We start from the raw sequence: 23537 nt of genomic DNA on the forward strand, positions 1-23537 counted from the left end.
CTAAGTTACTTCTTTAAATAGTAGACAATTGACTCATATGGACGAAGCTTTCCTTTTTTTTGTTCTAATGAATTGGAATCTTTATAGTTAGAAAGTAGAATAGACGTATCCCATTTGTCTAACTCCATGCTATCGGGCAAGACATAGTTAGCTTCACCTTCATAAAAATTATTCAACACTACTATTTTTTCATTTCCATTGTTTCGTATATAAGCAAAAATAGCATGGTGGTCAGGTAAAATCAACTGATAATCGCCATTTGTTATTACATCATAAGTTTTTCTAAGTCTAATCAACTTTTGATAGTGATAAAAGATAGAATTAGCATCTTTTAAAGCTGCTTCTGCATTGATTGTACAATAATTCGCCGCAACAGGAATCCAAGGGTGATCAGATGGTGAAAACCCTGCATTTTTTTTGTTATTCCATTGAACAGGTGTACGAGAATTATCACGGGATTTTTGTTTAAGGATGTCCATAATTTGCTGCTTAGACACTCCCTCTTCTAATTTTATTTGATACATATTTAACGTTTCCACATCACGATAGTCTTCTATTTGATCAAATCCCGGATTCGTCATACCGAATTCCTCCCCTTGGTATATATAAGGAGTACCCTGCATCATATGAATGGTGGTCGCAAGCATTTTAGCTGATTCTTCATGATAGATTGCATCATTACCAAATCGAGACACAACACGAGGCTGATCATGATTACACCAGAATAAAGCGTTCCACCCACCGCCTTGATACATCTTAACCTGCCATTCCGATAAAATTTGCTTTAATTGATGAAAATTAAATGGTGCATTTGTCCATTTCTCCCCATTTGGATAATCTACTTTTAAATGATGAAAATTGAATGTCATATCAAGTTCTTCTCTATCTGGGCAAGTATATTTAATACAATTTTCAATTGAAGTGGATGACATTTCTCCAACTGTCATCATGTCATACTTTCGAAAAACGCGTTTGTTCATGTCATGTAGAAAAGTATGAATCTTCGGCCCATCCGTATAAAACTTACGTCCATCTCCTGGAGAAATTGATCCATCGTCATCAGGGAAATCTTGATCTTTTGAAAGTAAGTTAATTACATCTAAACGAAATCCATCTACACCTTTTTCAAGCCAAAAATCCATCATCTCATAGAGCGCATCTCTTACTTTTTCATTTTCCCAATTTAAATCAGCTTGGGTTTTATCGAATAAATGTAAATAATATTGATCAGATATTGCGTCATATTGCCAGGCAGAACCACCAAATTTAGATTTCCAGTTCGTTGGTGCTTGTCCATTTTTTCCATCTTTCCAAATGTAAAAATTACGATAAGGATTATCTTTAGATAATTTAGCTTCTTTAAACCATTCATGCTCGATAGATGTGTGATTCACAACAATATCCATAATTAATTTCATGTTACGTTGATGTACTTCCATTAATAATTGTTCGAAATCATCCATTGTGCCATATGCATTGAAAATTGTATAATAATCACTAATGTCGTATCCATTATCATGTTGCGGGGATTGATAAATCGGCGTCAGCCATAGCACATCTACACCTAATTGTTGCAAATAATCTAATTTCTCTATAATCCCTTGCAAATCACCAATTCCATTGCCTGTTGTATCATTAAAGCTCTTTGGATATATTTGATATACAACTGCTTTTTTCCACCAAGGTTGTCTCATTACATTCACCTTCCTATAGATGACAGATTAGCAACCATAAGCATATGGTTGCTAATCACGTTTATTATGTTTTATTTCCCTAAGCGTTTGAATGCATTTTGTCCCATTTTCATTTTAGAGAATAGCATGGTTAGTACAATAGGAACAACAATCGCTACAGTCATTGAAACAAAGAACATTGTCCAATCCTGTGCCTGTATAGATAAAAACCCAGGTATACCACCTACTCCAATAGAATTAGCCATCACACCGCTTCCAACTGAAATAACCGCTGCAAGCATTGATCCAATCATAGCTGCCAAGAATGGAAATCCATATTTTAAATTAATCCCGAACATCGCTGGCTCCGTTACACCTAAATAACAAGATATTGCAGCCGGTATAGAAACTTGCTTTTCTTTATCATCTCTGCGATTAATAATAATCATAGCTAATACTGCTGAGCCCTGTGCCATATTTGATAAGGCAATCATTGGCCATAAATTAGTACCGTCAAATTCACTCATTAATTGTAAATCAATCGCATTTGTCATATGATGTAATCCTGTAATGACCAGTGGTGCATAGGCAAGGCCAAACACTGCCGCAAATAGCCATCCGAAAGCAGAGGTTAAACCACCATAAACCACGTCAGAAATCCAAGAACCAATTTCCCAACCAATCGGCCCTAGAACAACATGCGCAATCAGTACCGCTGGAATTAATGCAAAAAACGGAACAAAAATCATAGATACAACGCTTGGGATAATTTTTCTTAAGCCAAGTTCCAAATAAGCTAAAACAAAACCAGCTAAAATGGCAGGAATAACTTGTGCTTGATAACCGATCATATCTACCGTCGCAAAACCAAAATCCCAAAACGGAATTTCTTCTGCTCCAGCTACTCCATAAGCATTTAATAGCTGTGGGGATACTAACGTAATACCAAGGACAATGCCTAGAATTTGACTTGTTCCCATTTTACGTGTAATCGACCAAACAATTCCTACAGGCAGAAAATGAAAGATAGCTTCACCGATTAACCAAAGGAAAGCATGTGTCCCTGACCAGAATTGAGACAATTCAATTAATGTTTGATCACCATTTGCCCCAAATTCAGGAATCGAACCAATCACATTACGAAACCCTAAAACTAGACCACCAACCACTAAAGCGGGTATTAGAGGCGTAAATATTTCAGCCAAATGAGAGATCATTCGTTGAATTACATTCATATTCTGTTTTGCAGCAACTTTTGCATCCTCTTTTGAAGTATCATTTACTCCAGCAATTTGGGTAAATACTTGATAAAAACTAGCAACATCATTACCGATAATTACTTGAAATTGACCTGCATTAGTAAATGTACCTTTCACAATATCCATTTCCTCAATCTTGTCTTTGGACGCTTGTTTAGAATCATTTAATACAAAGCGCATTCTTGTTGCGCAATGTGTAACAACAGAAATATTCTCACTTCCACCAATGTGCTGTAGTAATTTCTCAGCATCAGATGTATACTTAGACATTTTCATTCCCCTCTCTTATTTAAAAACATTCTTTTTACTCAAAACTTAAAATAAAACCAAACTTGTATATACATGTTATGTTTGCGTTTTCATTATATCTTGTATATACAAGATCGTCAATAATAATTTTTCTGTTAATTTACAAAATCATGATGTATTTAATACCTCAAATAAAAAGCACGCTCCATAATCGAAGCGTGCCATTAATTATATATCGTCCATTTTCTAAGCTTAGTTAAATCACTTTTCCTTTACTTAAACATTTCCTTGTCAACATAACCATCATTTTCATGTAAAGTTTTTAAAGCTTCATTAAAGTCTTCTTCATGCACTTCACACTCTAATGAGACATTGCGACCTTGGTTACTGTTATCTAACGTCTCATCATCCATTACCTTAAACGGATATGCGGGCATACCAGCTGTATTAGGCGTAGTGCCTATCCTTGCGATTAGAGGGGCGGTAAATGTAGAGTCATAGTCTGTTCCCAGTGTATCAACTTGGACATTTTTCACATTTAACTTATTTAATTTCGCACGGACGTCTTCCGCATCATTTTCTGTTCTAAAATAAGCTTGTAATCTTCTATACATTTTTCCTCACCCTTTTAGTTTGTCATTATATTCATCTTTACTATACCCATTTTTCAAATGTTAAAACAAAATATTTTAGGTAATAGGAAAATAGTGTGGAAAAGTCAGCACCACAGATTTCCTCATAGACCCATTCATAGCATCTATTTCTACTTTGAATGAATTTTTCTCTTAAATTGCTACTCCCTTCTATGCTCACCTTGTTTTTCAAACACAAACAAGGTAGGATTCACGCCCTTCAAACTCAGAGAGTAAGATTTCAGACAAAAAAGCCCTAATCGTTTTGCTTCCCAAAACAATTGATTGACACTCTCAGACAAAATAACGGCTCTCCCGTTCGGATTCAAGACTCTACATACTTCATTCATAATATGGTGATTGAACAATTCTAAATCCTCGTCGGGGGAAATTTGTCTACCAAATGGAAGATTAGTTACAATTTTATCGACATAACCGGTAGCAAAAGGCAATTTCTTTGCATCCCAAACATTAACTTCCGCCATGGAATCATCAAGATTATTTTTTGCTATTTTTGTGACTGGGTCAGATATATCTCCACCAACTATCTGATTTGCAGGGTATGTGGCTCGTTCAGACAAAATTGTGCCTGAACCACAACAAGGGTCTACGAAAATATCTGTCCATTTAGGATCTGACAACCACACCATCGCATGAGCCACAGTAGGAAGTAATGATGCACGAGAGAACCGTCGATTCTGATTGCGAAAACGAAACATCGCATTTGTAAGTCGAAGTGAAAAAATCACATTATGATGTTCAATGTCGAGCCTGAATTCTACCTGATGATTTTGAGAAGTTCCAATGTTCCATTCAGCGTATCGCTTTTTAATGCCCTCCATTGCTTTTTTTGCTACTTCAAAACGACTATAGGTTTGTTTTCCTTTACGGCTTGCATTTACCCAATATAAATCTTTATGATCAATAAAATCCAAATCCAACTGGGATATTCGATCACTTACCTGAGATAGGTGTTTTTTATGTGGACCAATTTGAAATTGATCAATTACTTGAAATAAATTATCTGCCGACCTTAAAGTACTTAAGCATGTAAAAGACTCAGCTATGGTAAAGAAAACTTTCCCTCTATTTATTTGAATTATTTCAGAATCACTCACTTTGTTGTTAATTTCATTTGATAAAACGTATTCTAATCCAGATAATACGCTCGCAAAATAAAGAGTCATACTAACGCCTCCAATTTTTTGAACGCCGTTTAAGAACACAAAAAAGCCGTGAATGAACCATTCTTAAGATTCATCACGACCTCTTGTCAACTTTATTTATAAACTGTTTTTAGACGTGTGTGCAAACAGCATATTTAACGGCATTATGATGATTAAGTTCATTGACTGCTAATACTTGAAAATCACATGACAATTAACCCCATCCACCAGAGGTTTTTTTCAAGTATCATTGTTATTCAATTTGTGATTATCGAATAACTGTCAAGAACACTGCCATCATCATAATTAAAATACCTCCACCATTTAATATTACTATTATCTTAAAACATCTGATTATAAAAAACAATAATTTATGGCATAAGTTGTATAAGTTTACTCTCGGATTAAACCAACAATAGTTTAAAGTGATATAGAATTTACTGATACAATTATTTTCTATTACCCACACGATAATCCGAATACAAAATATTTTTTAAAACATAACAACTTGATTGTACACGTCTTCTTTAGTAACAACTTATGTGGCTTATGTCACTTTTGCTTTTTCTCACATGTTTTTTTATCTTGAAATAACTTTTTGAATCTTAAAATTTGTCTAAATCATGATTAAACCATTGACATAATAATTTAAGATGAAATTACAACAAGATTTTCTTGTATGATCTCTTTTATTTAAATACTATCCATCAAAATTCAGTTTCCATCGCCTTGTTCAATTAATTGATAAGCCGTTTTTACAGTAACACACGCCCTTAATCACCTTCATTGTAAACACACCCGATTATCGGTGATTAAAACAATTTGATCCAAGCAGAAACATACCCTCTAGCTAGCGTTTTTCATTAACGCGTAACTACAGGGTAAATAATTTATTACTATTCAATTATACTTCCCTACGCCATCCATTTTGGTGGTGTATCTTTACTCCAGTATATTTCGCCAATTGTATGATGCGCTTCATATTTATCTTGTTGTACATGATAATGAAAATTGAACCAATATCCTTCTTGTGGGCGAATATCTCTTCTCACATGAAAACGAATTAAATCTTCACCTGTTTGCTCATTGTATACATTAAATATTTTTTCACCGTAACCGGCTACTTGATCTGCGGAAATGCGAATAGAAGTAATTTTATCTTCTGAAATATCCATTAAAACCGTTTCTAGTACTGATTCAATACCTGGTAAAATAGTAGCTGTAAAATCGTCTTCAATCTGACCTGTAATTTTCGGACCAAGCTTTGTCATTGCTTGTGTTTTAGCTTGTTCAATTAGTTGATCAATTGGAGCAGGTTCGATGAGGGGATCGTAAATAGATGACGCTTCATAGTTATCTAATACAACAGACATACTCTGTTTGTTCGAGTTTTCATCAGATGGCTCTATTTCCTTATTCGCAGCTTCTGCATCTGTATGTAACTGCATCGGTGGTACATATAAACCTAAGGTAACAATAGAAACAAATGTAACAAACAACCGCTTCAACCAGAGTTTCATCTAATCCCCTCCCTTTTTCTGAAAATTATCCTTATTACAATAATATCACGTTGTATTAAAAAATCTATATTTTTATCCCTTTTTTAATAGAAACGAAATATTTCACATGTTTTTGCCACAATTAACACAACCTAAAAAGATCAAGTAGATCAATAAGAAAGGAGCAAAACAAAATGTCAGACAAGATGAATTTATTAATGTTTAGCGGAGAATATGACAAAGCGATGGCAGGTTTGATTTTGGCAAACGCTGCGAGGGAACTAGATGTAGAAGTAACCATGTTTTTTGCTTTTTGGGGACTATGGCTCGTTCGCGATCCCGAAAAAGTTTCCAACGAAGATAAGACGATATACGAAAAAATGTTCAGCGCCTTTTCACCAAAAGGGGCAGAAGATCTCCCGCTGTCAAAAATGAACTTTAATGGGCTTGGTAAAAAGCTATTAGTCGACATGATGGATGACCATCACGCACCACATGTCATCCATTTTTTAAAAGGGGCTCAAAAAAAGCAAGTAAAATTTTACGGATGTAAGCTTTCACTTGAAATTATGGGATTTAAACAAGAAGAACTGATCCCCGAATTAGAAATTGTTGACGCAAAAACTTACTTAAAGAATGCATTGCAATCAAATATGCAGCTATTCATTTAATAGCTGCTCCACCTGAAATTCATCCTAACACTTTTGTTCGCCCAGCATAGGCTAATGATATAGTAAGATCGATCGGAGAGGTGGAACAAGGATGTTTAAAGCTAAAATCGGAACAAAAACCCATTACCCTAACGGAGAATTGGAAGAATATTTTAAACCTTATCGCCAACAAACGATTGGTTATAATCAACGCATAAAGACACCTTATGGACATAAAAACATGATTTACGCTGACTGGACAGCTAGTGGCCGGTTATATGAGCCTATTGAATTAAAACTAATGAACGTCATCGGCCCTTTTATCGGCAATACCCACACCGAATCTACTGTAACCGGCATGACTACAACCGAGGCCTATGAGCAATCTAAATATATTATAAAAAATCATGTGAATGCTCGAGCAGATGATATTCTAATTGCAACTGGCACCGGCATGACTGATGCAGTAAATAAGTTACAGCGTTTGTTAGGTATCAAGGCACCAGAGGGGATACAACAGCAGATGAACATAAAAGAAACAGACCGGCCGATTATTTTCGTCAGTCATATGGAACATCACTCTAATTATTTATCTTGGAAAGAAACAACCGGAGATGTAATCATGCTATCACCTGATAAGAACGGTCAGGTAAATACAGAAGAGTTAAAAAAACAACTTCAATTCTATGCCAAACGAAAAACAAAAATTGGTGCTTTCACCGCATGTTCAAATGTAACAGGATTACAAACAGATTATCACGAATTAGCGAAAATGATGCATGAGCATGGAGGCGTTTGCTTTGTTGATTTTGCTGCATCTGCACCATACAACGATATCGATATGCACCCAGATGAATTATCAGAGAGGCTTGATGGAATCTTTTTTTCTCCACATAAGTTTCTTGGCGGACCTGGATCTAGCGGTATTTTAATTGTGTCAGAAAAATTAATACCAAGCGAGATTCCTGATATTCCTGGAGGTGGAACTGTCTTATGGACAGATAAGTGGGGAGGATATAAATACAATAACCATACAGAATCCAGAGAAGATGGTGGTACACCAGGATTTTTACAACTTATCCGTGCTGCTCTAGCAATCAAATTGAAGGAAGCAATGGGAACAGAAGAAATGCATTATCGCAAACAAGAAATAATAAACTTTTTTATACCAGCATTAGAAAACATAAACGGAATAGATATCTTAGGCTATCCATCCACTCAACCTTGTTTAGGAATGATTGCCTTCTGTGCAAAAGATATTCATCACCATTTATTTGTAAAGCTATTAAATGATCGATTCGGTATCCAAACAAGAGGTGGTTGTTCCTGCGCTGGACCATATGGCCATTATTTATTAAATATTGATTCTAGCCTTTCCAAGAAAATAGTTCAATCTGTTGAAGCTGGAGATCTATTCTCAAAACCAGGATGGGTGCGCATCTCGTTCCACCCATTCATGTCGAATCAAGAAATAGAGCATGTGATCGATGCTATTCAACTTGTAATGAAGCATGCTGAACAATGGAAAAAAGACTATGTTTATGACTGTCGCAAAGATACATTCATTTACAAAGATGAAAAAGAACAGCCTAACGTTGATTTAAACCAATTGTTCTCGTTCTAAATATTATTTATTGTTGAAAACATGCGATCTTTTTTAACAATAAATAAAGAAATGAAAACGACAACTGCAATGCCGCATGAGAACTCACTGCGTTTAAACACTGTAGTCTCATGCGGCATTTTTACACAGGGAAATGCAGCACCCTCTCATATTGGGAAAATACAGTTGCTTGATTTTAGCCCAATGTTGCATAACAGTTCGTATATGTAATAATAAAGTTTTTTAAAAATATTAGTGCTATTCAACAATCGCGCCCGTCAGTAAAACAATGACACTAACAAGTTATACAAAGAATGAATAATAATTACCGACCAAAGAGAATTACTTTTCTTATACACAAATCCAAATATAATCCCCAATACAAAAACCGTTAATATAGAACTTAGAATATATGGGAATCCAAACAGACCTTTATAAAACCAAATTGGAAAATGAATCGATACAAAGAGTAAGGCGGTAATTATATTTGCTATCCAGAATTTATAAAAATCCATTAGTTTTCTTAATAAAAAACCTCTAAAGACAATTTCTTCAGTGATTACAGCGAAATCCTGATTCCTTTATCATATCTGTTTTTACTCTAAAATTCTCCTTGTACTTACCTCGAACCCATTGCTTTCTTTATTCAATTTAACCTAATGTTCTGCAGTTAATTTAGGAATCACATAAGTTAATATCACATACTGCATCTCCATTACAAAGTCACTTGGAACATTATATTTAATCACTTTTTTAGTGTTTCTCCATTTAGCCTCCATACTATCTATACCGTCAATATCCACCATAAATAAATTAGTGACTTTCTCTAACACGCTCATTACTACTCGAAATTTCATCGCAGTTCGAAAATACAGCTATAACATCCATATTATCTATTATTCATAATGCGATGATGTTTCATGCCGAATTACCAAAATAATAATCAACGAATAAATGCTGCTTCCTTTTTCGAAAGCGCATCCCCTAACCATTGAGGGTGCATTGTTAACAAATTTTCTGGTAAGTTGTCTTGACCAAAAAACTTAATTTCAAGTGATTCACCTGAATTACATTTAAGTTCCCCACTTATAATTTCAGCAAGGAAACAAGTTGTTATAAAATGCACTGACTTACCATTTGGATAATTAAAAACTTGTGAATCAGGATCGGAGTATACACCAATCAGCTTTTTAATTCTGATATCTAAATTAGTCTCTTCCTTCACTTCTCTGATTACTGCCTCAGAAACTGTTTCACCAATTTCAACATGGCCTGAAGGGATTCCCCACAGGCCCACATCAGCTCTTTTTTGCAATAAAACCTGATTCTTTTCGTTCAAAATAATTACAGCAATTCCGGCTTTTAAATCATCAATTTTTTGCAAATCAAAACTCCTTTCTTCAAAGAAACAGTCCTATTATGACACAATTTCATTCGGTTATATAGGATGAAACCAAATGAACTCTTTAAGTATTTGTATAGCATAGTATATTTAAATAGTGCCAAATATCATTCTCCAAACACGATTGCTATCAAGCCTATACATGTATCGTTTTTGTCTTTCTTTCTGTTTCACAATTATTTCTAAAGCACAAAACCTTATTAACCTTTAAATTGACCAATCTTTTAATTAAGTAATTTCCTGATTTTCGAATCTTTTTCTTCTTTAGATATTGTGTTTTAGCGCGCAATCAAAAAGGAACCTTTTCCATTACACGTATAAAAGAACGTTTATAACAATTCCTTGTTCCTTTTATAAGAACGATTTAAAGAAATAAAGCTCGCGAAAAACATCGCTATGCTACCGATTGATAATGTTCCTAATAATTTAAACCATGCATTACGACTGGAAGGGACATTAGCAAATATTAAATATAGCATAATAAATATAATAACAAATATGATTGTCCTATTAACTATAGCGCTTATCTCTTTCTTATACTCCTGCTCTGTTACAATATCCGTATATTCAATACCAGATATTATATACCTTCCTGATACATAAAAGAAGAAAGTAGCTATGAGGAACAATAAAACAAATGCTATATTTAAATTCAAATACTCGTTACTAATAAATATCCCAACTAGAAAAACGATAAGGATTACTGCCCCTTCTGAAAAAAAATACAATATTCTTTTTTCCTTATACTCATCAACTGGTAATAAAAACGATAACCAAGATTTCATTATGTCTCAACCTCCCAAAATAACTCATCTAAAGTTCTATTAAGTTCTTTTGCTATGGCAACGCAGAGTTGAAGACTTGGATTATATTCTCCTTTCTCTATAAGTCCAATTGTCTGTCTAGTTACACCTACTCTTCTCGCTAATTGTTCTTGAGTCATTGAAGTTTTTATTCGAGTTATTTTTACATTATTTTTCATTTCCAACCCTACCCGATGTAATGTATAGTTTGCATATGCAATTTATACATTACATAAAGCGTAGTAAAAAGTCAAATACATTTCCATAAATCATTCCATTAGTCAATTGAAAGTGTTTTTGCTTATACCATAGAGAAGTCAACGCTAAATGAAAAGACAGTAGGAGAAATAGAGCTCCCCCTTTGTATATATAAACACAAAAGGGGAATCATTTTAAAAGAAACTATCTACAGATAAAATTTAATATTATTCAACAACCTCGTCAATTTTACACTATTTTTTTCGATCAACATTTCAAATTAATTTGTTTCGCCCAAGAACTTTAAACTGGACACTGATCAAATCTAACATCATCAATAAATAACGCCCTATTTTTTCTATTCATGGCTCTCCTGTCAAAAAACAATGTCTTTATCTGACTATCTTATAAGACATTTTTATTAGTAATCACTTTTGACCATTGAATGGAAGTTCCTGTCTTTAAGACGAAAGCCGACACACAGCCCCACCATACTAACAGAGATAGATCAGCCCCTACACACTAAAAACACTGTCGATGTAAATAAAACAAGTAATTAATTTGAGATTTCACCTGTGATTTGTCCATAAATCAGCAAAATATTTGCTAGCGCATTGACAGTGATTACCACCAGAATAGCAACAAAATTGGGTATAAACACCTTCATTTGCTTTTCTCTTCCATATAATATGTTTAGACTAACTATTTTTTAATTCATTAACGAAATGTTTCATATCTTGATATACTGCTAATGCTCGTTCTCTACTTGCTTTATGATCTACAATCGGCTCCGGGTATGTCTGTCCTAATTCAACACCCGCTTCTTCCAACACTTCCTTTGGCGCAGTCCAAGGCGAAAATAAATATTTAGTCGGAAGTGCGGCGATTTCCGGTACCCATCTTCGAACATAATGACCATTTGGATCAAATTTGTCTCCTTGTGTTATCGGATTAAAAATACGGAAATAAGGCGAAGCATCATAACCTGATCCTGCAACCCATTGCCACCCCATAATATTATTTGCACGATCATGATCCACTAACGTATCACGGAACCAGCTAGCACCTTCTTTCCAATGAATTAGCAAATGCTTTATTAAAAAAGATGCTGTAATCATTCTAACTCGATTATGCATCCAGCCCGTTTCCCATAATTCACGCATTCCGGCATCAACAATCGGATAACCTGTTTTAGCTTGTTTCCACTGATCTAAGTGATCTTGATCATTTTTCCAAGCAAAATATTTGAACTCCGTCTTCAGAGGCTCGTCTTCTACATGAGGAAAAGTAACCAATTGGTGATAAGCAAAATCCCGCCAAACCAATTGCCTTAAAAACGCTTCCAATTGTCCATGCACTTCTTCTTGTTGTCTACTATCTAATTGTATTAACTTCCTTTGAATATCATGCCATATTAGTCGCGGACTAATTTCTCCCCATGCCAAATATGGGGAAAGACGAGAAACTCTATCTTTTGCCGGAAAATCACGCTCTTTATCGTAGCTCATAATATCTTCATCCAAAAAAGTGTTCCATCGGTTAATAGCATGTTGCTCTCCTGGCGTCCAATAGGTATAAAATTTTTTTGTCCAAGGATGTTTAGGTAGTAATCCCAAATCATAAATTTTCCCTATGTCATAGTCACGAGGTACACCTGATTCTATAAGTTTAGGCAAATGAGTAGGAAAGGCAACATACTGTTTACGAACTTGCTTCCAAAATGGCGTGAAAATCTTATATGGTTCCCCTTTTTGATTCGTAACTGAACCAGGTGTGAAGAGTAGGTCAGATTCAAACTGTTTTATAACAACATTTGCTTCTTCAAATTGCTTTACAACTCTTTTCTCTCCTGCTCTATTTGCAGAATCATAGCACTTATTAAAGTAGACTCCCGAAGCACTTGTTTCATCTATTAATTTTTCTAACACCTTTTTATATGAACCCTTTTTAACAATTAGAGGTATATTATATTTCGCTAACCGCTCAGTTATGTGTGCTAAACTATAATGTAACCACCATTTGCTTGCTGAACCAATTGATTTTTCCTCTTCTTCTGACAAAATATATACAGGTATAATCTTCCCATCTTTTGCTGCATGAGTGAATGCTCGGTTATCATGCAAGCGTAAGTCTTTTCGAAACCACACAATGATTGTATTATTCGTCATTTAACAACCTCATTTCTTTCCCATTTTCCAAATTTAACTTAGTTTATGAGTATACACTAAAACCAGTTGTGGTTTCACCTATATTAAAAAGAAGCGCCCCTCAGATAAAGCAAAAGCCTGACCAAGTTGAGCGAAGATTTCAGCGCTAATTATCACACATGCACCGAGGAGCGTAGTGCTACTTTTCTTATAGAATGACACAAGATCCCCTCACGAATTAGTAGGTAGTTATGTTATATCCTTAAATTTGCATACTAAAACACCTACTTCTACAGACCTATTAATCGAACGAAGAGAAAACCTAAAACGGATAAAAGAATAGAGCCAATTAGCGCAGCTACAAACGCCTTCACGCCCCATTTACGGAACGTTTTCAAGTCCACATTCAATCCTAGACCAGCCATTGCCATCCCTATAAGAAGATAAGCTAAATCAACTAATCGCAAAGCTATTTCTTCTGAAAAAATGCCTATTGTATGCACACCGCTCATTGCTAAAAACCCTAAAATAAACCACGGAACAGAAGAAAAGGAAAACGCCTTTTCATTCGTATCCAATTGATCACCTTGTGATTTTCTATAAAAATAGCCTACAATTAAAGCGACTGGTACTAACAACGCAACTCTAGTAAGTTTCACAATCACTGCCATGTCAACAGCTACGGATCCACCTGCATCAGCAGCTGCTATAACATGTGCTACTTCATGTAATGTTCCACCCGCAAACACACCATAACCTGTAGCGCTTAAGCCTAACACACTATAAATCACCGTATATATAAGTGTGAAAATCGTACCCAATATGGCCACTGTAGAAGCACCAATGGCTGTTTCATTGTCCTTTGCTTTAATATACGGAGCAATTGCGACAACAGCTGCAGCACCACATATCGCTGTACCACAAGCGGTTAGGATGCTAAGTTTTTTCTCTACACCAAATAAACGAGCTAAACTATAGACAACGATTAAAGCAAAGGTCACTTGAATCACAGCAACCAAAAAAACATGACTACCAGCTTGATAAATATCAACTAAATTCAAACGCATACCAAGTAGAACAATACCGACACGCAATAATTTTTTACTAGAAAATCCAATACCAGACTCCCATGCATCTTTTTTTCCGATTGTAACCTTCCAGACAACTCCGAGTAAAATAGCAATTACCAATGCACCTAAAATTGAAAAGAAAGGTAAACGAGCAATAAATTTTGCTATGATTGCAAGCAATAAAGTCAAACCGATCCCCTGGAGAAATCCTTTATTTATTTTTTTGTTCATTTAAACACTTCCCTATTCTATTCTTCTCCTTTACTTTACGCATGAATGCAATATTAGTAAAATACATATATCTAATTATATTGATTAGTTTTTTTAATCACAGGAGGTCAAATGGTGATCTTAAATGAACTTCAAACATTTACTACATTAGTTGAAGTAGGGAACTTTACTAAAACCGCTGAAAAACTATTAATATCGCAACCGAGTGTTAGCTTACATATTAAAAATCTTGAAAATACGTTTGATACACAACTATTGGATCGCTCACGCAAAGGATTTCGATTAACACCTACAGGACAGATTCTTTATCACCGTTCAAAGCAATTATTATCCATTTACAATAATGCAAAGCAAGAAATAGTGAGTCATCATCACACAGTATCTGGATCGCTAACAATCGGAGCTAGCTTTACTATTGGGGAGTACATTCTACCCTCCCTGCTAATTGAGTTACAAGAGGCTTACCCAAATCTCACTTTAGAAGCCATTATCGGAAACACAGAAGAAATTGTTCGATCCGTTAAGCTGTTTCAAGTAGATATCGGGCTAATTGAAGGACAAACGAATGAAAAGGACATTGAAGTATATCCGTTCATGGAGGATCAGCTTTATTTCGTTGCTTCTGCCGACCACGCTTTGGCTAAAAAAGAAAAGCTGTCAATAAGAGCATTAGATAATCAGTTTTGGATTACCCGCGAGAAAGGATCTGGGACAAGGGAGTATCTTTATCATGTCATTCGTAAAGAAGGATTGAAAGCAACAGCATTTCTAACGATCAACAGTAATCAGGGAATTAAAGAGACATTGATGCAGGGAAAAGGAGTCTCTTTACTTTCAAAAAGTGTCATTGAGCGGGAAGTGTTGGAAGGAAACTTGGTGATCCTACCAATCAATAATAAGCAATTAACACGAACTTTCTCATATATCGTGTCACCTATTATGAAAGAAAAGAAAAATGTGGAGGCTTTTTTGCAAAAACTGAGTAACGCATATTGAGGGCAATTAGAACATTTACTGATGCATCATATTGGTTTATTTTTATGTACGAGTATCCAAGCAGAAATATAGCGGAAACAGAAATACAAGCAGCTTATCCAGAAAATAACCGCTTTTTACTTTTAGGTTATACATACGGCGCTTCCAAATATAATGTCGTTGTAAAATAGGAAATGACGCTTCGTCGCATGGCTTATAATGTCAAAATAGATATATTTCAGCCATTCGTACTTTATTTTTGTGTGTGAATGGCTGATTAATTCGATTTATCGGGCATTCATACATTATTTTCTCAATCAAATGGTCGATAAAAATATCAAACCGATCAAAACAGTCTTTTACTGTTCAATTTTCACGTCACACCTTTGTTTTCAGAAAATCTCCACACCATTATGTGATGTGGAGATTTTACTTCTTATATATTATTGATAAATAACCGTACAACATCCGTCCCCGCAATAATCGTTCCTAATGTACTACCAAGATTAGCTAGGACGATAATTAACAACACACGAGTAACTTTATTCCTCCAAAACCCTTTTACAGTGAAAACATCTTCTGATAAGTTTTCAAAATCAGAAACATGTGGTCTTTTGACAAAGGCTTGTACAAAACCAGCAAACCAACCAGCTGCAATTAATGGATTTAAGGATGTAATTGGAGCAGCTACAAATGCAGTAACAATTGCTAATGGATGACCCAATCCAATTGCTACGCCTAATGCCGAGAATGTACCATTCCACAATAACCAGCTCAGCATTTGTTGCCAACCTGCAGCTGGGTTATTTAGAAAAGTAAACGCGATCAGTGCAATAATCAAAATCGGTATCGACCAACCAATGATTTTAGGCACTTTAGATTTTGGTGGTACAGATGTTAAAGCTTTTAAGTCATGCTCTTTTTTAATCTCTTTTGTTATACCAGGTACATGCGCAGCACCTAACACAGCAACAATTTTTCCACCAGGAGCTTGTTTAATTTTTTGAGCTAAATATTGATCCCGTTCGTCTATTAATGGTTTTTTCAATCGAGGAAATGACTCAGTAAATTCACTCAGAATCGATTGAATAGAGTCCTGACTTTTCATTTTTTCTAAATCTTCTTCTGTTATTGTTTCTTTCGTGAAAATACCTGCCAAAATTTGGGCTAAAAGCATCATTTTCCCTTTAAAACCTACGCCACCCCAAATTCTTGCAAAAGTAATTTGAATATTACGGTCAGCTAATACTAACTGTGCATTATTTTCTTTCGCAGACGTGATACCTTGAATCATTTCTTGTCCTGCCTCTATACCAAATTGCTTTGCCATACGTTTCTGAAAAGATGAAACAGCAAGATTCATCAATAACAGGGAGGCTTTTTTCTCTTTAATCACTTTAAAAATGTCCATGTCTTTCCACTGATCACCATTTATAATAGACTGATAACGTTGCTTATCTAATTCAACACATACCGTATCTGGTTGCTCATTCCCAATAACTTCTTTTACTTGTTCTGCACTTGTTTTTGACACATGCGCAGTCCCTATCAAGATAAACTCTTTTCCATCTTGTTCTATTCTTGTTATATTTTCTTCCGACATGAACTTACCTTCCTTTTATAAAATACATGCACATATAAATTATTTTATCATAAAGTATATTATTGCACATAAATTTAGAAAAAAACTAGCGAACGATCACTTAACATGAATTTCGTTCGCCGATTATATGATTTATTTACTTTTAATTTTTCTCTCATTATTCTTTCAGCGCTTTTTTTAAATGTTGTTTAACATCTTTTACATACTTATCGACCTGTAAATCTTTAAAGATATTGTGTACAGAAAAGCTTTCTAGTTGCTCCATATCCATATAACGGTGCATACAATGGATGGGAAAAAGAACATCTTCCACTGTTTTACCATTAAAAAAACCATCTTTTGTTCCAAACTCTTCTAATGGTGCGCCCCATGTTGTGGAAATCATATATTTCTTCCCTGTTAACAGACCACCTCTTCCATACCTTTCTCCCTTTGCATAAAAAACACCGCGTTTTAATACTTGATCAAAGTAACTTTTGAACTTTCCAGGTAAACTAAACCAAAAAATTGGGGTCTGGTAGATGACTATATCAGCAGATAAATATTTCTCTCTTTCTTCTTCTACCTCGAACCCTTGATTAACAACTGTTGTTGCAACATTATATTCTTTTTCTAATTGTTTGTGGATGGCTTCAAACATTGTTTGATTAAGCTTCCCTTGACTATGTGCATACCATTGGTGGCCGTTTATTAATAAAACTTGTTTCACTTTTTCAAACGCCTCCTCTCATCTTTACAGAGTATATGTCTTAAAAATTGAAATATTAATTTGATTTTTAGGAAATAATGATAAATATATGTTATAATTAGGCTAACAACATATATTTATAAAGAGTGGACGAGAGAACTGGCTCTAGGACTCCACGGCAACCTACAATTAGCAAGGTGCCCCAACCAGCAAAGCAAATGCTTTGGATGATGAATCATAACGGTTATATAAGTAACCCCTCTTTCATCATTTGATGAAGAGGGGTTTTTCGTTTATCACTTTTTAATATATGTTGCATTTAAATTTAACAGGAGTGATCTATTTGGTTAACAAACAAAGAACAGATCAACACAAACTTTTTTTCGCAGAAGTAATCACTGTAGTTTCAAAGCTATTAGTTAATTATGAAGAAGGATATACCTTCCACTTTGAAAAAACAAACGAAAATAAAACCTATCAATTAGCAATTAAAGACGACTCTTACCGATGCTTCAAGTTAAAATTAACAGAGAAGAAAGTGTTGCAATTAAAGCAAAAACAGCAACACGCACTAGAACATTATATTTGCAACCAATTGCTACACCAAGGATTCCCAATCATATAACGGTGTTGTTATTTGCCTATCATAAGATAAGACAACTACGCATTGGGACATAACAAAGCAATACCTCATTGTGTCTTTATTTGATAATTATAAACAAACGGAGATACAGCACGATGATAAACAGATGTATGAAGCATATACATTCATTCCTACTATAAATTCGAACAATCGATTGCACTAATTAAGTATATTTATTAAAAAAATATACTTAATTAGAACTTGATCATAACGTCTATCATAAGTATATAATTATTCGTTTTATTTTGTAAGCGTTATATTTATTAAAAAACCAACATTTTATTTGTATTTAGTATTGTAAAATTCTTTTAGGCAAGTTATAATAATTCACAAGAAACATGCGCAACCGTTTTCATTAAAACCTATATTATCATTACAAGGAGGCTTATGTGTTATGAAGAAATGGTTTTTATCTTTCGTAGGAATATTTTTTTTAGCAGGCACACTAGTAGGCTGCGGTCCAGAAGAAACAGGTTCAAAAAATACTGGTGACGGTAATGACGAAGGAAAAGAAAAAGCTGTGGAAATGCCAGAAAAACCAGAAAAATTAACCATCTGGGTAAACGCAGAAGAAAAGCAGGAAGAAGCTGTAGGACAAATCGCCGAAAAATACACAGAAGAAACTGACATTGAAATTGAAGCGATTCCAATTAATATGCTTGATCAAATTGAAAAATTGGATGTTGAAGGACCCGCAGGAAACGGACCAGATATCATCTTCCAACCCCATGATAGAATTGGTGACTTAGTTCTACGCGGGCTAATTGATCCAGTTAATTTAAATGATAAAGCAGCAGAATACACAGATGCAGCGATAAGCGCTGTAACAAATGACGGTGAAACATGGGGTTATCCTGCAGTAACCGAAACATACTCACTATTCTATAACCAAGCATTGGTTGATAGCGCACCAGAAACAATGGACGATTTAATGACCATTGCCGAAGAAAAAACAAATACTAGCAATGATGCATATGGTTTCTTAATGGAAGCAGCAAATTTCTATTTCACATATCCGTTTTTCTCTGGTAACGGGGCATATGTATTCGCTAACAATGATGGTGCGTACGACATTAGCGATATCGGTTTAAACAATGATGGTGCTGTAGAGGGTGGTAAATTAATGCAGTCTTGGTTTGATAACGATTACATCCCTCAAGATTTAACTCCCGATATTATGAACGGATTATTTAAAGAAGGAAAAGTCGCCGCTGTTATTAACGGTCCTTGGATGGTAAGAGAATATCATGATGCACTTGGAGATGATTTACAAGCAACCCCACTCCCGACATTAGATAATGGCGAGCATCCAAAATCATTCGTAGGTGTAAAAGCTTATTTATTATCATATTACTCAAATAACAAAGAGTGGGCACAAGATTTCATGTCTTATATCACTAATAAAGAAAACGCAATGCTTTACTATGATGTTGCTGGCGAAATGCCTGCTCGTGTAGATTCTATCGATGATCCAGCAATAGCAGATGATCCAATCTATTCTGCATTCGCAGAACAAGCAACTTACGGCGAGCCAATGCCTGGCGTTCCTGCAATGCAACAGATTTGGGACCCTATTAATAACGCACTCTCATTTATTTCTAAAGGGGAACCTGTTGAAGATGTGCTAGACGAAGCCGTTCAAACGATTTCAGATAACATAGAGGCATCTGGAGCTACAGAATAAATATTAGATACTGCTATATGGGAAGCGCCCCTCCCCATATAGCACTTGTATTAAGGGAGGAAATAAAGTGGCTTCGCTGAAAAAAATCAATCTTAGTCAACGACGAAACAGAGCTACGTTACTATCTGTCATTCCAGGATTAGGTCAATTATATAACAAGCGTTATATGAAAGGGATACTACTATTAGTGGTTACCGTCTCTTTTTTAATAACAACTTGGAATTATATTGATATCGGTATTTGGGGACTTTTCACTCTTGGAACTATCCCAAGAGAACACCATTCTATTCAATTATTGATTCAAGGGTTTATTTCTTTAATCATTTTAGCATTTGGCATTGCAATATACTTTTATAATTTATGTGATGCACGCAAAGATGCGATTGCGATCGAGAAAGGAAAACCAAACCCTTCACTATTACAAGGCGTACGAGATTTTTACAATAACGGTTTCCCTTATTTCATGATATTACCTGGATTAGCAATGTTACTTTTTATTGTTGTTCTACCTTTGTTATTTATGGTTGCATTAGCATTCACAAATTATAACCAGTATAACGCACCACCAAGAAAGCTATTGGATTGGGTAGGATTTGACAACTTTATTAACTTAATCAATATTGATATTTGGCAAGATACTTTCTTAAACGTATTCACATGGACCATTGTTTGGACAGTAGTTGCAACGACATTACAAATTGTACTTGGACTTTTTTTAGCTTTACTTGTAAATGATAAACGGATTAAATTTAAACGGACCATCCGAACTGTATTAATCTTGCCTTGGGCCGTGCCAGCATTCGTATCCATTTTAATATTTTCAGCATTATTTAACCCTACTTTTGGCGCAATCAATCGAGATATTCTTAGTCAGTTTAATTTGATGATCCCCTGGTTATCTGATCCATTTTGGGCGAAAATCGCATTAATTATGATCCAAACATGGTTAGGCTTTCCATTTGTTTTTGCACTCTTCACCGGTGTTTTACAAAGCGTTCCGTCTGACATGTATGAGGCCGCAGATGTAGATGGTGGGACAAGAATGCAAAAGTTTCGCTTTATTACACTACCTCACATCTTGTTCGCAACTGCACCACTGCTCATTATGCAGTATGCACAGAATTTTAATAACTTTAATATTATCTACTTATTTAACGAAGGTCTACCAGCAGTCCGCGGGCAAAACGCAGGAGGTACTGATATTTTAATTTCATGGGTATACAAACTAACCTTTGAAACGAACAACTACAACATGGCTGCAGCTATAACGATTATCATGGGAGTCATTGTAATGGGATTCGCATTTTTCCAATTTAGAAAAACAGCTTCATTTAAAGAGGAGGGGCGTTACTAATGACTATTAATCGTAAAACAAAATCAAAAGCGGAAGTAGCGTTCATCTACTTATTTCTAATTATCATGTTTATACTAATCGGTTACCCTTTAATATGGACTGTTATGATGAGCATAAACCCAGGTACAAATATGCTAGTAACGCAACTCATTCCCGAAAACCCTACACTTGAGCATTACAAATGGTTATTCACCAGTCCTAATAGCGATTATTTAATATGGTATAAAAACAGTTTAGGGGTTGCAATCGCTAATTCTCTAGGTTCCGTTGTCATCACTTCATTAATCGCTTATGTATTTTCAAGATACAAATTTATCGGACGAAAGTATGGCTTATACATGTTTTTATTACTTCAAATGTTTCCAGCACTAATGGGAATGGTTGCCTTGTATATTTTATTAACCACCATTGGTTTAACTGATTCTTTAGTCGGCTTAACGTTGATATATCTAGGCGGGCAAATTCCTTTTAACGCTTGGTTAGTAAAAGGGTACTTTGATACGATCCCTAGAGAATTAGATGAAGCCGCAAAGATCGATGGAGCTGGACATTTACGAATTTTTTGGTCTGTTATGCTTCCGCTCGCGAAACCAATTTTAGCAGTTGTTGCATTATTTAATTTTATGGCTCCCTTCATGGATTTCTTATTGCCACGCATTGTATTAACAAGTCCAGAAAAATATACATTAGCCTTGGGGTTATATAATTTTATTAATGATCAATTTTCAACTAACTTTACCCGTTTTTCTGCTGGCGCGATTCTAATCGCCGTTCCGATCGCACTAGTATTCTTACTGTTACAACGCTATTTAATTGGCGGTTTAACAGCAGGAGCAACAAAAGGATAATCGAGTAAGTAATCCAAGCAACGATTATCCTGTTGTTTGGATTACTTGTTTGTTTTCAAAGCGTTAACGTTCGTTTATAATATGGATGAATAAAGAAAGATTAATTTTTCAGAGGATGGAATGTATATGGCAGTTACCATTAAAGATGTAGCAAAAAAAGCAAATGTAGCACCTTCTACTGTTTCGCGAGTAATTGCAGACAGCCCACGCATTAGTACAGATACGAAAAAGCGGGTGCGAAAAGCAATGAAGGAATTAGGCTATCACCCAAATGTCAATGCAAGAAATTTAGCAGTACGATCAACAAAAGCAATTGGAGTAATCATGCCAACATCTGCTGAAACCGCTCTACAAAATCCTTTCTTTCCCGAAGTATTAAGAGGAGTCGGGACATTCGCACATGAAACAGAGTACTCATTATATGTATCAACAGGCGGAGATGCAGCACAACTTTTTGAAGAGGTTAAGCGCATGGTTTATGGCAATTGGGTTGATGGTATCATCCTATTATATTCTCGAGTATCAGACCCTATCATGGACTTTTTACTAGAGGAAACTTTTCCTTTTGTTGTCGTTGGAAAACCCTATGAGAACGAGAGTAAAATCACATATGTCGATAACGATAATTTTGCGGCAAGCGCAGATGTGACCAATCACTTGATCGAGCTAGGGCATCAACACATTGCGTTTATTGGCGGTTCTAAAGACCTTGTTGTCACCGTTGATCGTCTTCATGGCTATCAACGAGCCATAAAGGATGCAAATTTAACTACACAACCAGACTATGTTGTTCATGCAGAGTTCTTAAAATCAGGTGGAAGAAAAGCTGTAGAAAGATTATTCTCGTTAGAAGCACCCCCTACCGCACTCGTTATTGCTGATGACATTATGAGCCTAGGGGTTATAAACATGCTAGAAGAACTTGGAATAGCTTGTCCCGAAGATATCTCCATTACCAGCTTCAACAATTTATATTTATCTGAAATTACAAGACCATCGCTTACAACTGTGGACATTCAAATATTTATGCTCGGTGTTCAAGCCGCCAAATGTTTAATCGAAAAGGTTACAAACAAAGATGAACCCGCAAAACGAATCATCATACCACATACAATTATTTATCGAAATTCAACAAAAGATGTTTCTGAATGATTATAGAA

At 35.2% G+C, this 23537-nt stretch carries 24 protein-coding genes and 1 riboswitch; of the genes, 9 read left to right on the forward strand and 15 right to left on the reverse strand.

Translation table 11 applies throughout. From position 1 onward, the window contains the following. Positions 1 to 5: 5 nt before the first annotated feature. The 5 genes from treC to ACH6CY_RS02415 form a co-directional block, all read right to left on the reverse strand. Positions 6 to 1694 (reverse strand): alpha,alpha-phosphotrehalase, encoded by a 1689-nt coding sequence (gene treC, locus ACH6CY_RS02395; RefSeq protein WP_374065635.1) that lies wholly within the window; start codon positions 1692 to 1694, stop codon positions 6 to 8. A gap of 71 nt (positions 1695 to 1765) precedes the next feature. Further along, the gene (treP, locus tag ACH6CY_RS02400) at positions 1766 to 3202 is read right to left on the reverse strand and encodes a PTS system trehalose-specific EIIBC component (protein ID WP_374065636.1); all 1437 of its coding nucleotides are present in this window, start codon (positions 3200 to 3202) and stop codon (positions 1766 to 1768) included. Between the two features lie 251 nt (positions 3203 to 3453). Continuing rightward, positions 3454 to 3795: a hypothetical protein gene (locus tag ACH6CY_RS02405; RefSeq protein WP_374065637.1), complete on the reverse strand. Its 342-nt coding sequence runs from the start codon at positions 3793 to 3795 to the stop codon at positions 3454 to 3456. 179 nt (positions 3796 to 3974) lie between these two features. Further along, the gene (locus ACH6CY_RS02410) at positions 3975 to 5000 is read right to left on the reverse strand and encodes an EmtA family 23S rRNA (guanine(2470)) methyltransferase (RefSeq protein ID WP_374065638.1); all 1026 of its coding nucleotides are present in this window, start codon (positions 4998 to 5000) and stop codon (positions 3975 to 3977) included. Between the two features lie 893 nt (positions 5001 to 5893). Continuing rightward, entirely contained in the window at positions 5894 to 6499 is a 606-nt protein-coding gene (locus ACH6CY_RS02415; protein WP_374065639.1) for a YpjP family protein, read from the reverse strand. Positions 6500 to 6672: 173 nt separating this feature from the next. Between ACH6CY_RS02415 and ACH6CY_RS02420 the strand changes: the two genes are divergently transcribed. Next, entirely contained in the window at positions 6673 to 7149 is a 477-nt protein-coding gene (locus ACH6CY_RS02420) for a DsrE/DsrF/DrsH-like family protein (protein ID WP_374065640.1), read from the forward strand. Between the two features lie 91 nt (positions 7150 to 7240). Beyond that, the gene (locus ACH6CY_RS02425; RefSeq protein WP_374065641.1) at positions 7241 to 8752 is read left to right on the forward strand and encodes an aminotransferase class V-fold PLP-dependent enzyme; all 1512 of its coding nucleotides are present in this window, start codon (positions 7241 to 7243) and stop codon (positions 8750 to 8752) included. On the opposite strand, the gene ACH6CY_RS02430 is transcribed toward ACH6CY_RS02425, so the two are convergent. The 8 genes from ACH6CY_RS02430 to ACH6CY_RS02465 form a co-directional block, all read right to left on the reverse strand. Next, the gene (locus ACH6CY_RS02430) at positions 8749 to 8871 is read right to left on the reverse strand and encodes a hypothetical protein (RefSeq protein WP_374065642.1); all 123 of its coding nucleotides are present in this window, start codon (positions 8869 to 8871) and stop codon (positions 8749 to 8751) included. The two genes, ACH6CY_RS02425 and ACH6CY_RS02430, sit on opposite strands and share 4 nt — an antisense overlap. Before the next feature lie 138 nt (positions 8872 to 9009). Continuing rightward, the gene (locus ACH6CY_RS02435) at positions 9010 to 9291 is read right to left on the reverse strand and encodes a CPBP family intramembrane glutamic endopeptidase (protein ID WP_374065740.1); all 282 of its coding nucleotides are present in this window, start codon (positions 9289 to 9291) and stop codon (positions 9010 to 9012) included. A 96-nt stretch (positions 9292 to 9387) separates the two neighbouring features. Then, positions 9388 to 9588 carry a hypothetical protein gene (locus tag ACH6CY_RS02440; protein ID WP_374065643.1) on the reverse strand — a complete coding sequence of 67 codons (201 nt, stop codon included), beginning with the start codon at positions 9586 to 9588 and terminating at the stop codon, positions 9388 to 9390. A gap of 86 nt (positions 9589 to 9674) precedes the next feature. After that, complete coding sequence (locus ACH6CY_RS02445) at positions 9675 to 10115, reverse strand: NUDIX domain-containing protein (protein ID WP_374065644.1); 441 nt, start codon at positions 10113 to 10115, stop codon at positions 9675 to 9677. 347 nt (positions 10116 to 10462) lie between these two features. After that, positions 10463 to 10918 carry a DUF3278 domain-containing protein gene (locus tag ACH6CY_RS02450; RefSeq protein WP_374065645.1) on the reverse strand — a complete coding sequence of 152 codons (456 nt, stop codon included), beginning with the start codon at positions 10916 to 10918 and terminating at the stop codon, positions 10463 to 10465. Further along, entirely contained in the window at positions 10918 to 11115 is a 198-nt protein-coding gene (locus tag ACH6CY_RS02455; protein ID WP_374065646.1) for a helix-turn-helix transcriptional regulator, read from the reverse strand. The genes ACH6CY_RS02450 and ACH6CY_RS02455 overlap by 1 nt, the downstream gene beginning before the upstream one ends. A gap of 717 nt (positions 11116 to 11832) precedes the next feature. Beyond that, on the reverse strand, positions 11833 to 13302 hold the full coding sequence (locus ACH6CY_RS02460) for a cryptochrome/photolyase family protein (RefSeq protein ID WP_374065647.1): 1470 nt from the start codon (positions 13300 to 13302) through the stop codon (positions 11833 to 11835). 269 nt (positions 13303 to 13571) lie between these two features. Next, on the reverse strand, positions 13572 to 14582 hold the full coding sequence (locus ACH6CY_RS02465) for a YeiH family protein (RefSeq protein ID WP_374065648.1): 1011 nt from the start codon (positions 14580 to 14582) through the stop codon (positions 13572 to 13574). Between the two features lie 114 nt (positions 14583 to 14696). On the opposite strand from ACH6CY_RS02465, the gene ACH6CY_RS02470 reads away from it, so the two are divergent. Continuing rightward, positions 14697 to 15578, forward strand: a complete 882-nt coding sequence (locus tag ACH6CY_RS02470; protein ID WP_374065649.1) for a LysR family transcriptional regulator — start codon at positions 14697 to 14699, stop codon at positions 15576 to 15578. After that, complete coding sequence (locus ACH6CY_RS02475; protein ID WP_374065650.1) at positions 15575 to 15748, forward strand: hypothetical protein; 174 nt, start codon at positions 15575 to 15577, stop codon at positions 15746 to 15748. The genes ACH6CY_RS02470 and ACH6CY_RS02475 overlap by 4 nt, the downstream gene beginning before the upstream one ends. A gap of 245 nt (positions 15749 to 15993) precedes the next feature. Here ACH6CY_RS02475 and ACH6CY_RS02480 read toward each other — a convergent pair whose 3' ends face one another. After that, positions 15994 to 17160, reverse strand: coding sequence for a TraB/GumN family protein (locus tag ACH6CY_RS02480; RefSeq protein ID WP_374065651.1), 1167 nt, complete (start codon positions 17158 to 17160; stop codon positions 15994 to 15996). Positions 17161 to 17317: 157 nt separating this feature from the next. After that, on the reverse strand, positions 17318 to 17869 hold the full coding sequence (locus ACH6CY_RS02485; RefSeq protein WP_374065652.1) for an NAD(P)H-dependent oxidoreductase: 552 nt from the start codon (positions 17867 to 17869) through the stop codon (positions 17318 to 17320). Between the two features lie 113 nt (positions 17870 to 17982). Beyond that, positions 17983 to 18085, forward strand: a riboswitch (SAM riboswitch). A gap of 73 nt (positions 18086 to 18158) precedes the next feature. Here ACH6CY_RS02485 and ACH6CY_RS02490 point away from each other — a divergent pair. From ACH6CY_RS02490 to ACH6CY_RS02510, 5 genes are all read left to right on the forward strand, one after another. Further along, on the forward strand, positions 18159 to 18473 hold the full coding sequence (locus tag ACH6CY_RS02490) for a hypothetical protein (RefSeq protein WP_374065653.1): 315 nt from the start codon (positions 18159 to 18161) through the stop codon (positions 18471 to 18473). 412 nt (positions 18474 to 18885) lie between these two features. Next, positions 18886 to 20175 carry an extracellular solute-binding protein gene (locus ACH6CY_RS02495; RefSeq protein ID WP_374065654.1) on the forward strand — a complete coding sequence of 430 codons (1290 nt, stop codon included), beginning with the start codon at positions 18886 to 18888 and terminating at the stop codon, positions 20173 to 20175. 76 nt (positions 20176 to 20251) lie between these two features. Next, a complete protein-coding gene (locus ACH6CY_RS02500) occupies positions 20252 to 21529 on the forward strand; it encodes a carbohydrate ABC transporter permease (RefSeq protein WP_374065741.1) in 1278 nt (425 codons plus the stop codon). 5 nt (positions 21530 to 21534) lie between these two features. Continuing rightward, entirely contained in the window at positions 21535 to 22377 is an 843-nt protein-coding gene (locus ACH6CY_RS02505; RefSeq protein WP_374065742.1) for a sugar ABC transporter permease, read from the forward strand. Between the two features lie 126 nt (positions 22378 to 22503). Continuing rightward, entirely contained in the window at positions 22504 to 23529 is a 1026-nt protein-coding gene (locus ACH6CY_RS02510) for a LacI family DNA-binding transcriptional regulator (RefSeq protein WP_374065655.1), read from the forward strand. The last annotated feature ends 8 nt before the right edge of the window (positions 23530 to 23537 follow it).

This window comes from Paraliobacillus sp. JSM ZJ581 (assembly GCF_044383835.1).
Lineage (GTDB): Bacteria > Bacillota > Bacilli > Bacillales > Amphibacillaceae > Paraliobacillus.

Coding starts and splice junctions, on each gene's coding strand:
- treC (WP_374065635.1), bottom strand. CDS start 1,694: ATGAGACAACCTTGGTGGAAAAAAGCAGTTGTATATCAAATATATCCA.
- treP (WP_374065636.1), bottom strand. CDS start 3,202: ATGTCTAAGTATACATCTGATGCTGAGAAATTACTACAGCACATTGGT.
- ACH6CY_RS02405 (WP_374065637.1), bottom strand. CDS start 3,795: ATGTATAGAAGATTACAAGCTTATTTTAGAACAGAAAATGATGCGGAA.
- ACH6CY_RS02410 (WP_374065638.1), bottom strand. CDS start 5,000: ATGACTCTTTATTTTGCGAGCGTATTATCTGGATTAGAATACGTTTTA.
- ACH6CY_RS02415 (WP_374065639.1), bottom strand. CDS start 6,499: ATGAAACTCTGGTTGAAGCGGTTGTTTGTTACATTTGTTTCTATTGTT.
- ACH6CY_RS02420 (WP_374065640.1), top strand. CDS start 6,673: ATGTCAGACAAGATGAATTTATTAATGTTTAGCGGAGAATATGACAAA.
- ACH6CY_RS02425 (WP_374065641.1), top strand. CDS start 7,241: ATGTTTAAAGCTAAAATCGGAACAAAAACCCATTACCCTAACGGAGAA.
- ACH6CY_RS02430 (WP_374065642.1), bottom strand. CDS start 8,871: ATGCCGCATGAGACTACAGTGTTTAAACGCAGTGAGTTCTCATGCGGC.
- ACH6CY_RS02440 (WP_374065643.1), bottom strand. CDS start 9,588: ATGAAATTTCGAGTAGTAATGAGCGTGTTAGAGAAAGTCACTAATTTA.
- ACH6CY_RS02450 (WP_374065645.1), bottom strand. CDS start 10,918: ATGAAATCTTGGTTATCGTTTTTATTACCAGTTGATGAGTATAAGGAA.
- ACH6CY_RS02455 (WP_374065646.1), bottom strand. CDS start 11,115: ATGAAAAATAATGTAAAAATAACTCGAATAAAAACTTCAATGACTCAA.
- ACH6CY_RS02460 (WP_374065647.1), bottom strand. CDS start 13,302: ATGACGAATAATACAATCATTGTGTGGTTTCGAAAAGACTTACGCTTG.
- ACH6CY_RS02465 (WP_374065648.1), bottom strand. CDS start 14,582: ATGAACAAAAAAATAAATAAAGGATTTCTCCAGGGGATCGGTTTGACT.
- ACH6CY_RS02480 (WP_374065651.1), bottom strand. CDS start 17,160: ATGTCGGAAGAAAATATAACAAGAATAGAACAAGATGGAAAAGAGTTT.
- ACH6CY_RS02490 (WP_374065653.1), top strand. CDS start 18,159: ATGTTGCATTTAAATTTAACAGGAGTGATCTATTTGGTTAACAAACAA.
- ACH6CY_RS02495 (WP_374065654.1), top strand. CDS start 18,886: ATGAAGAAATGGTTTTTATCTTTCGTAGGAATATTTTTTTTAGCAGGC.
- ACH6CY_RS02510 (WP_374065655.1), top strand. CDS start 22,504: ATGGCAGTTACCATTAAAGATGTAGCAAAAAAAGCAAATGTAGCACCT.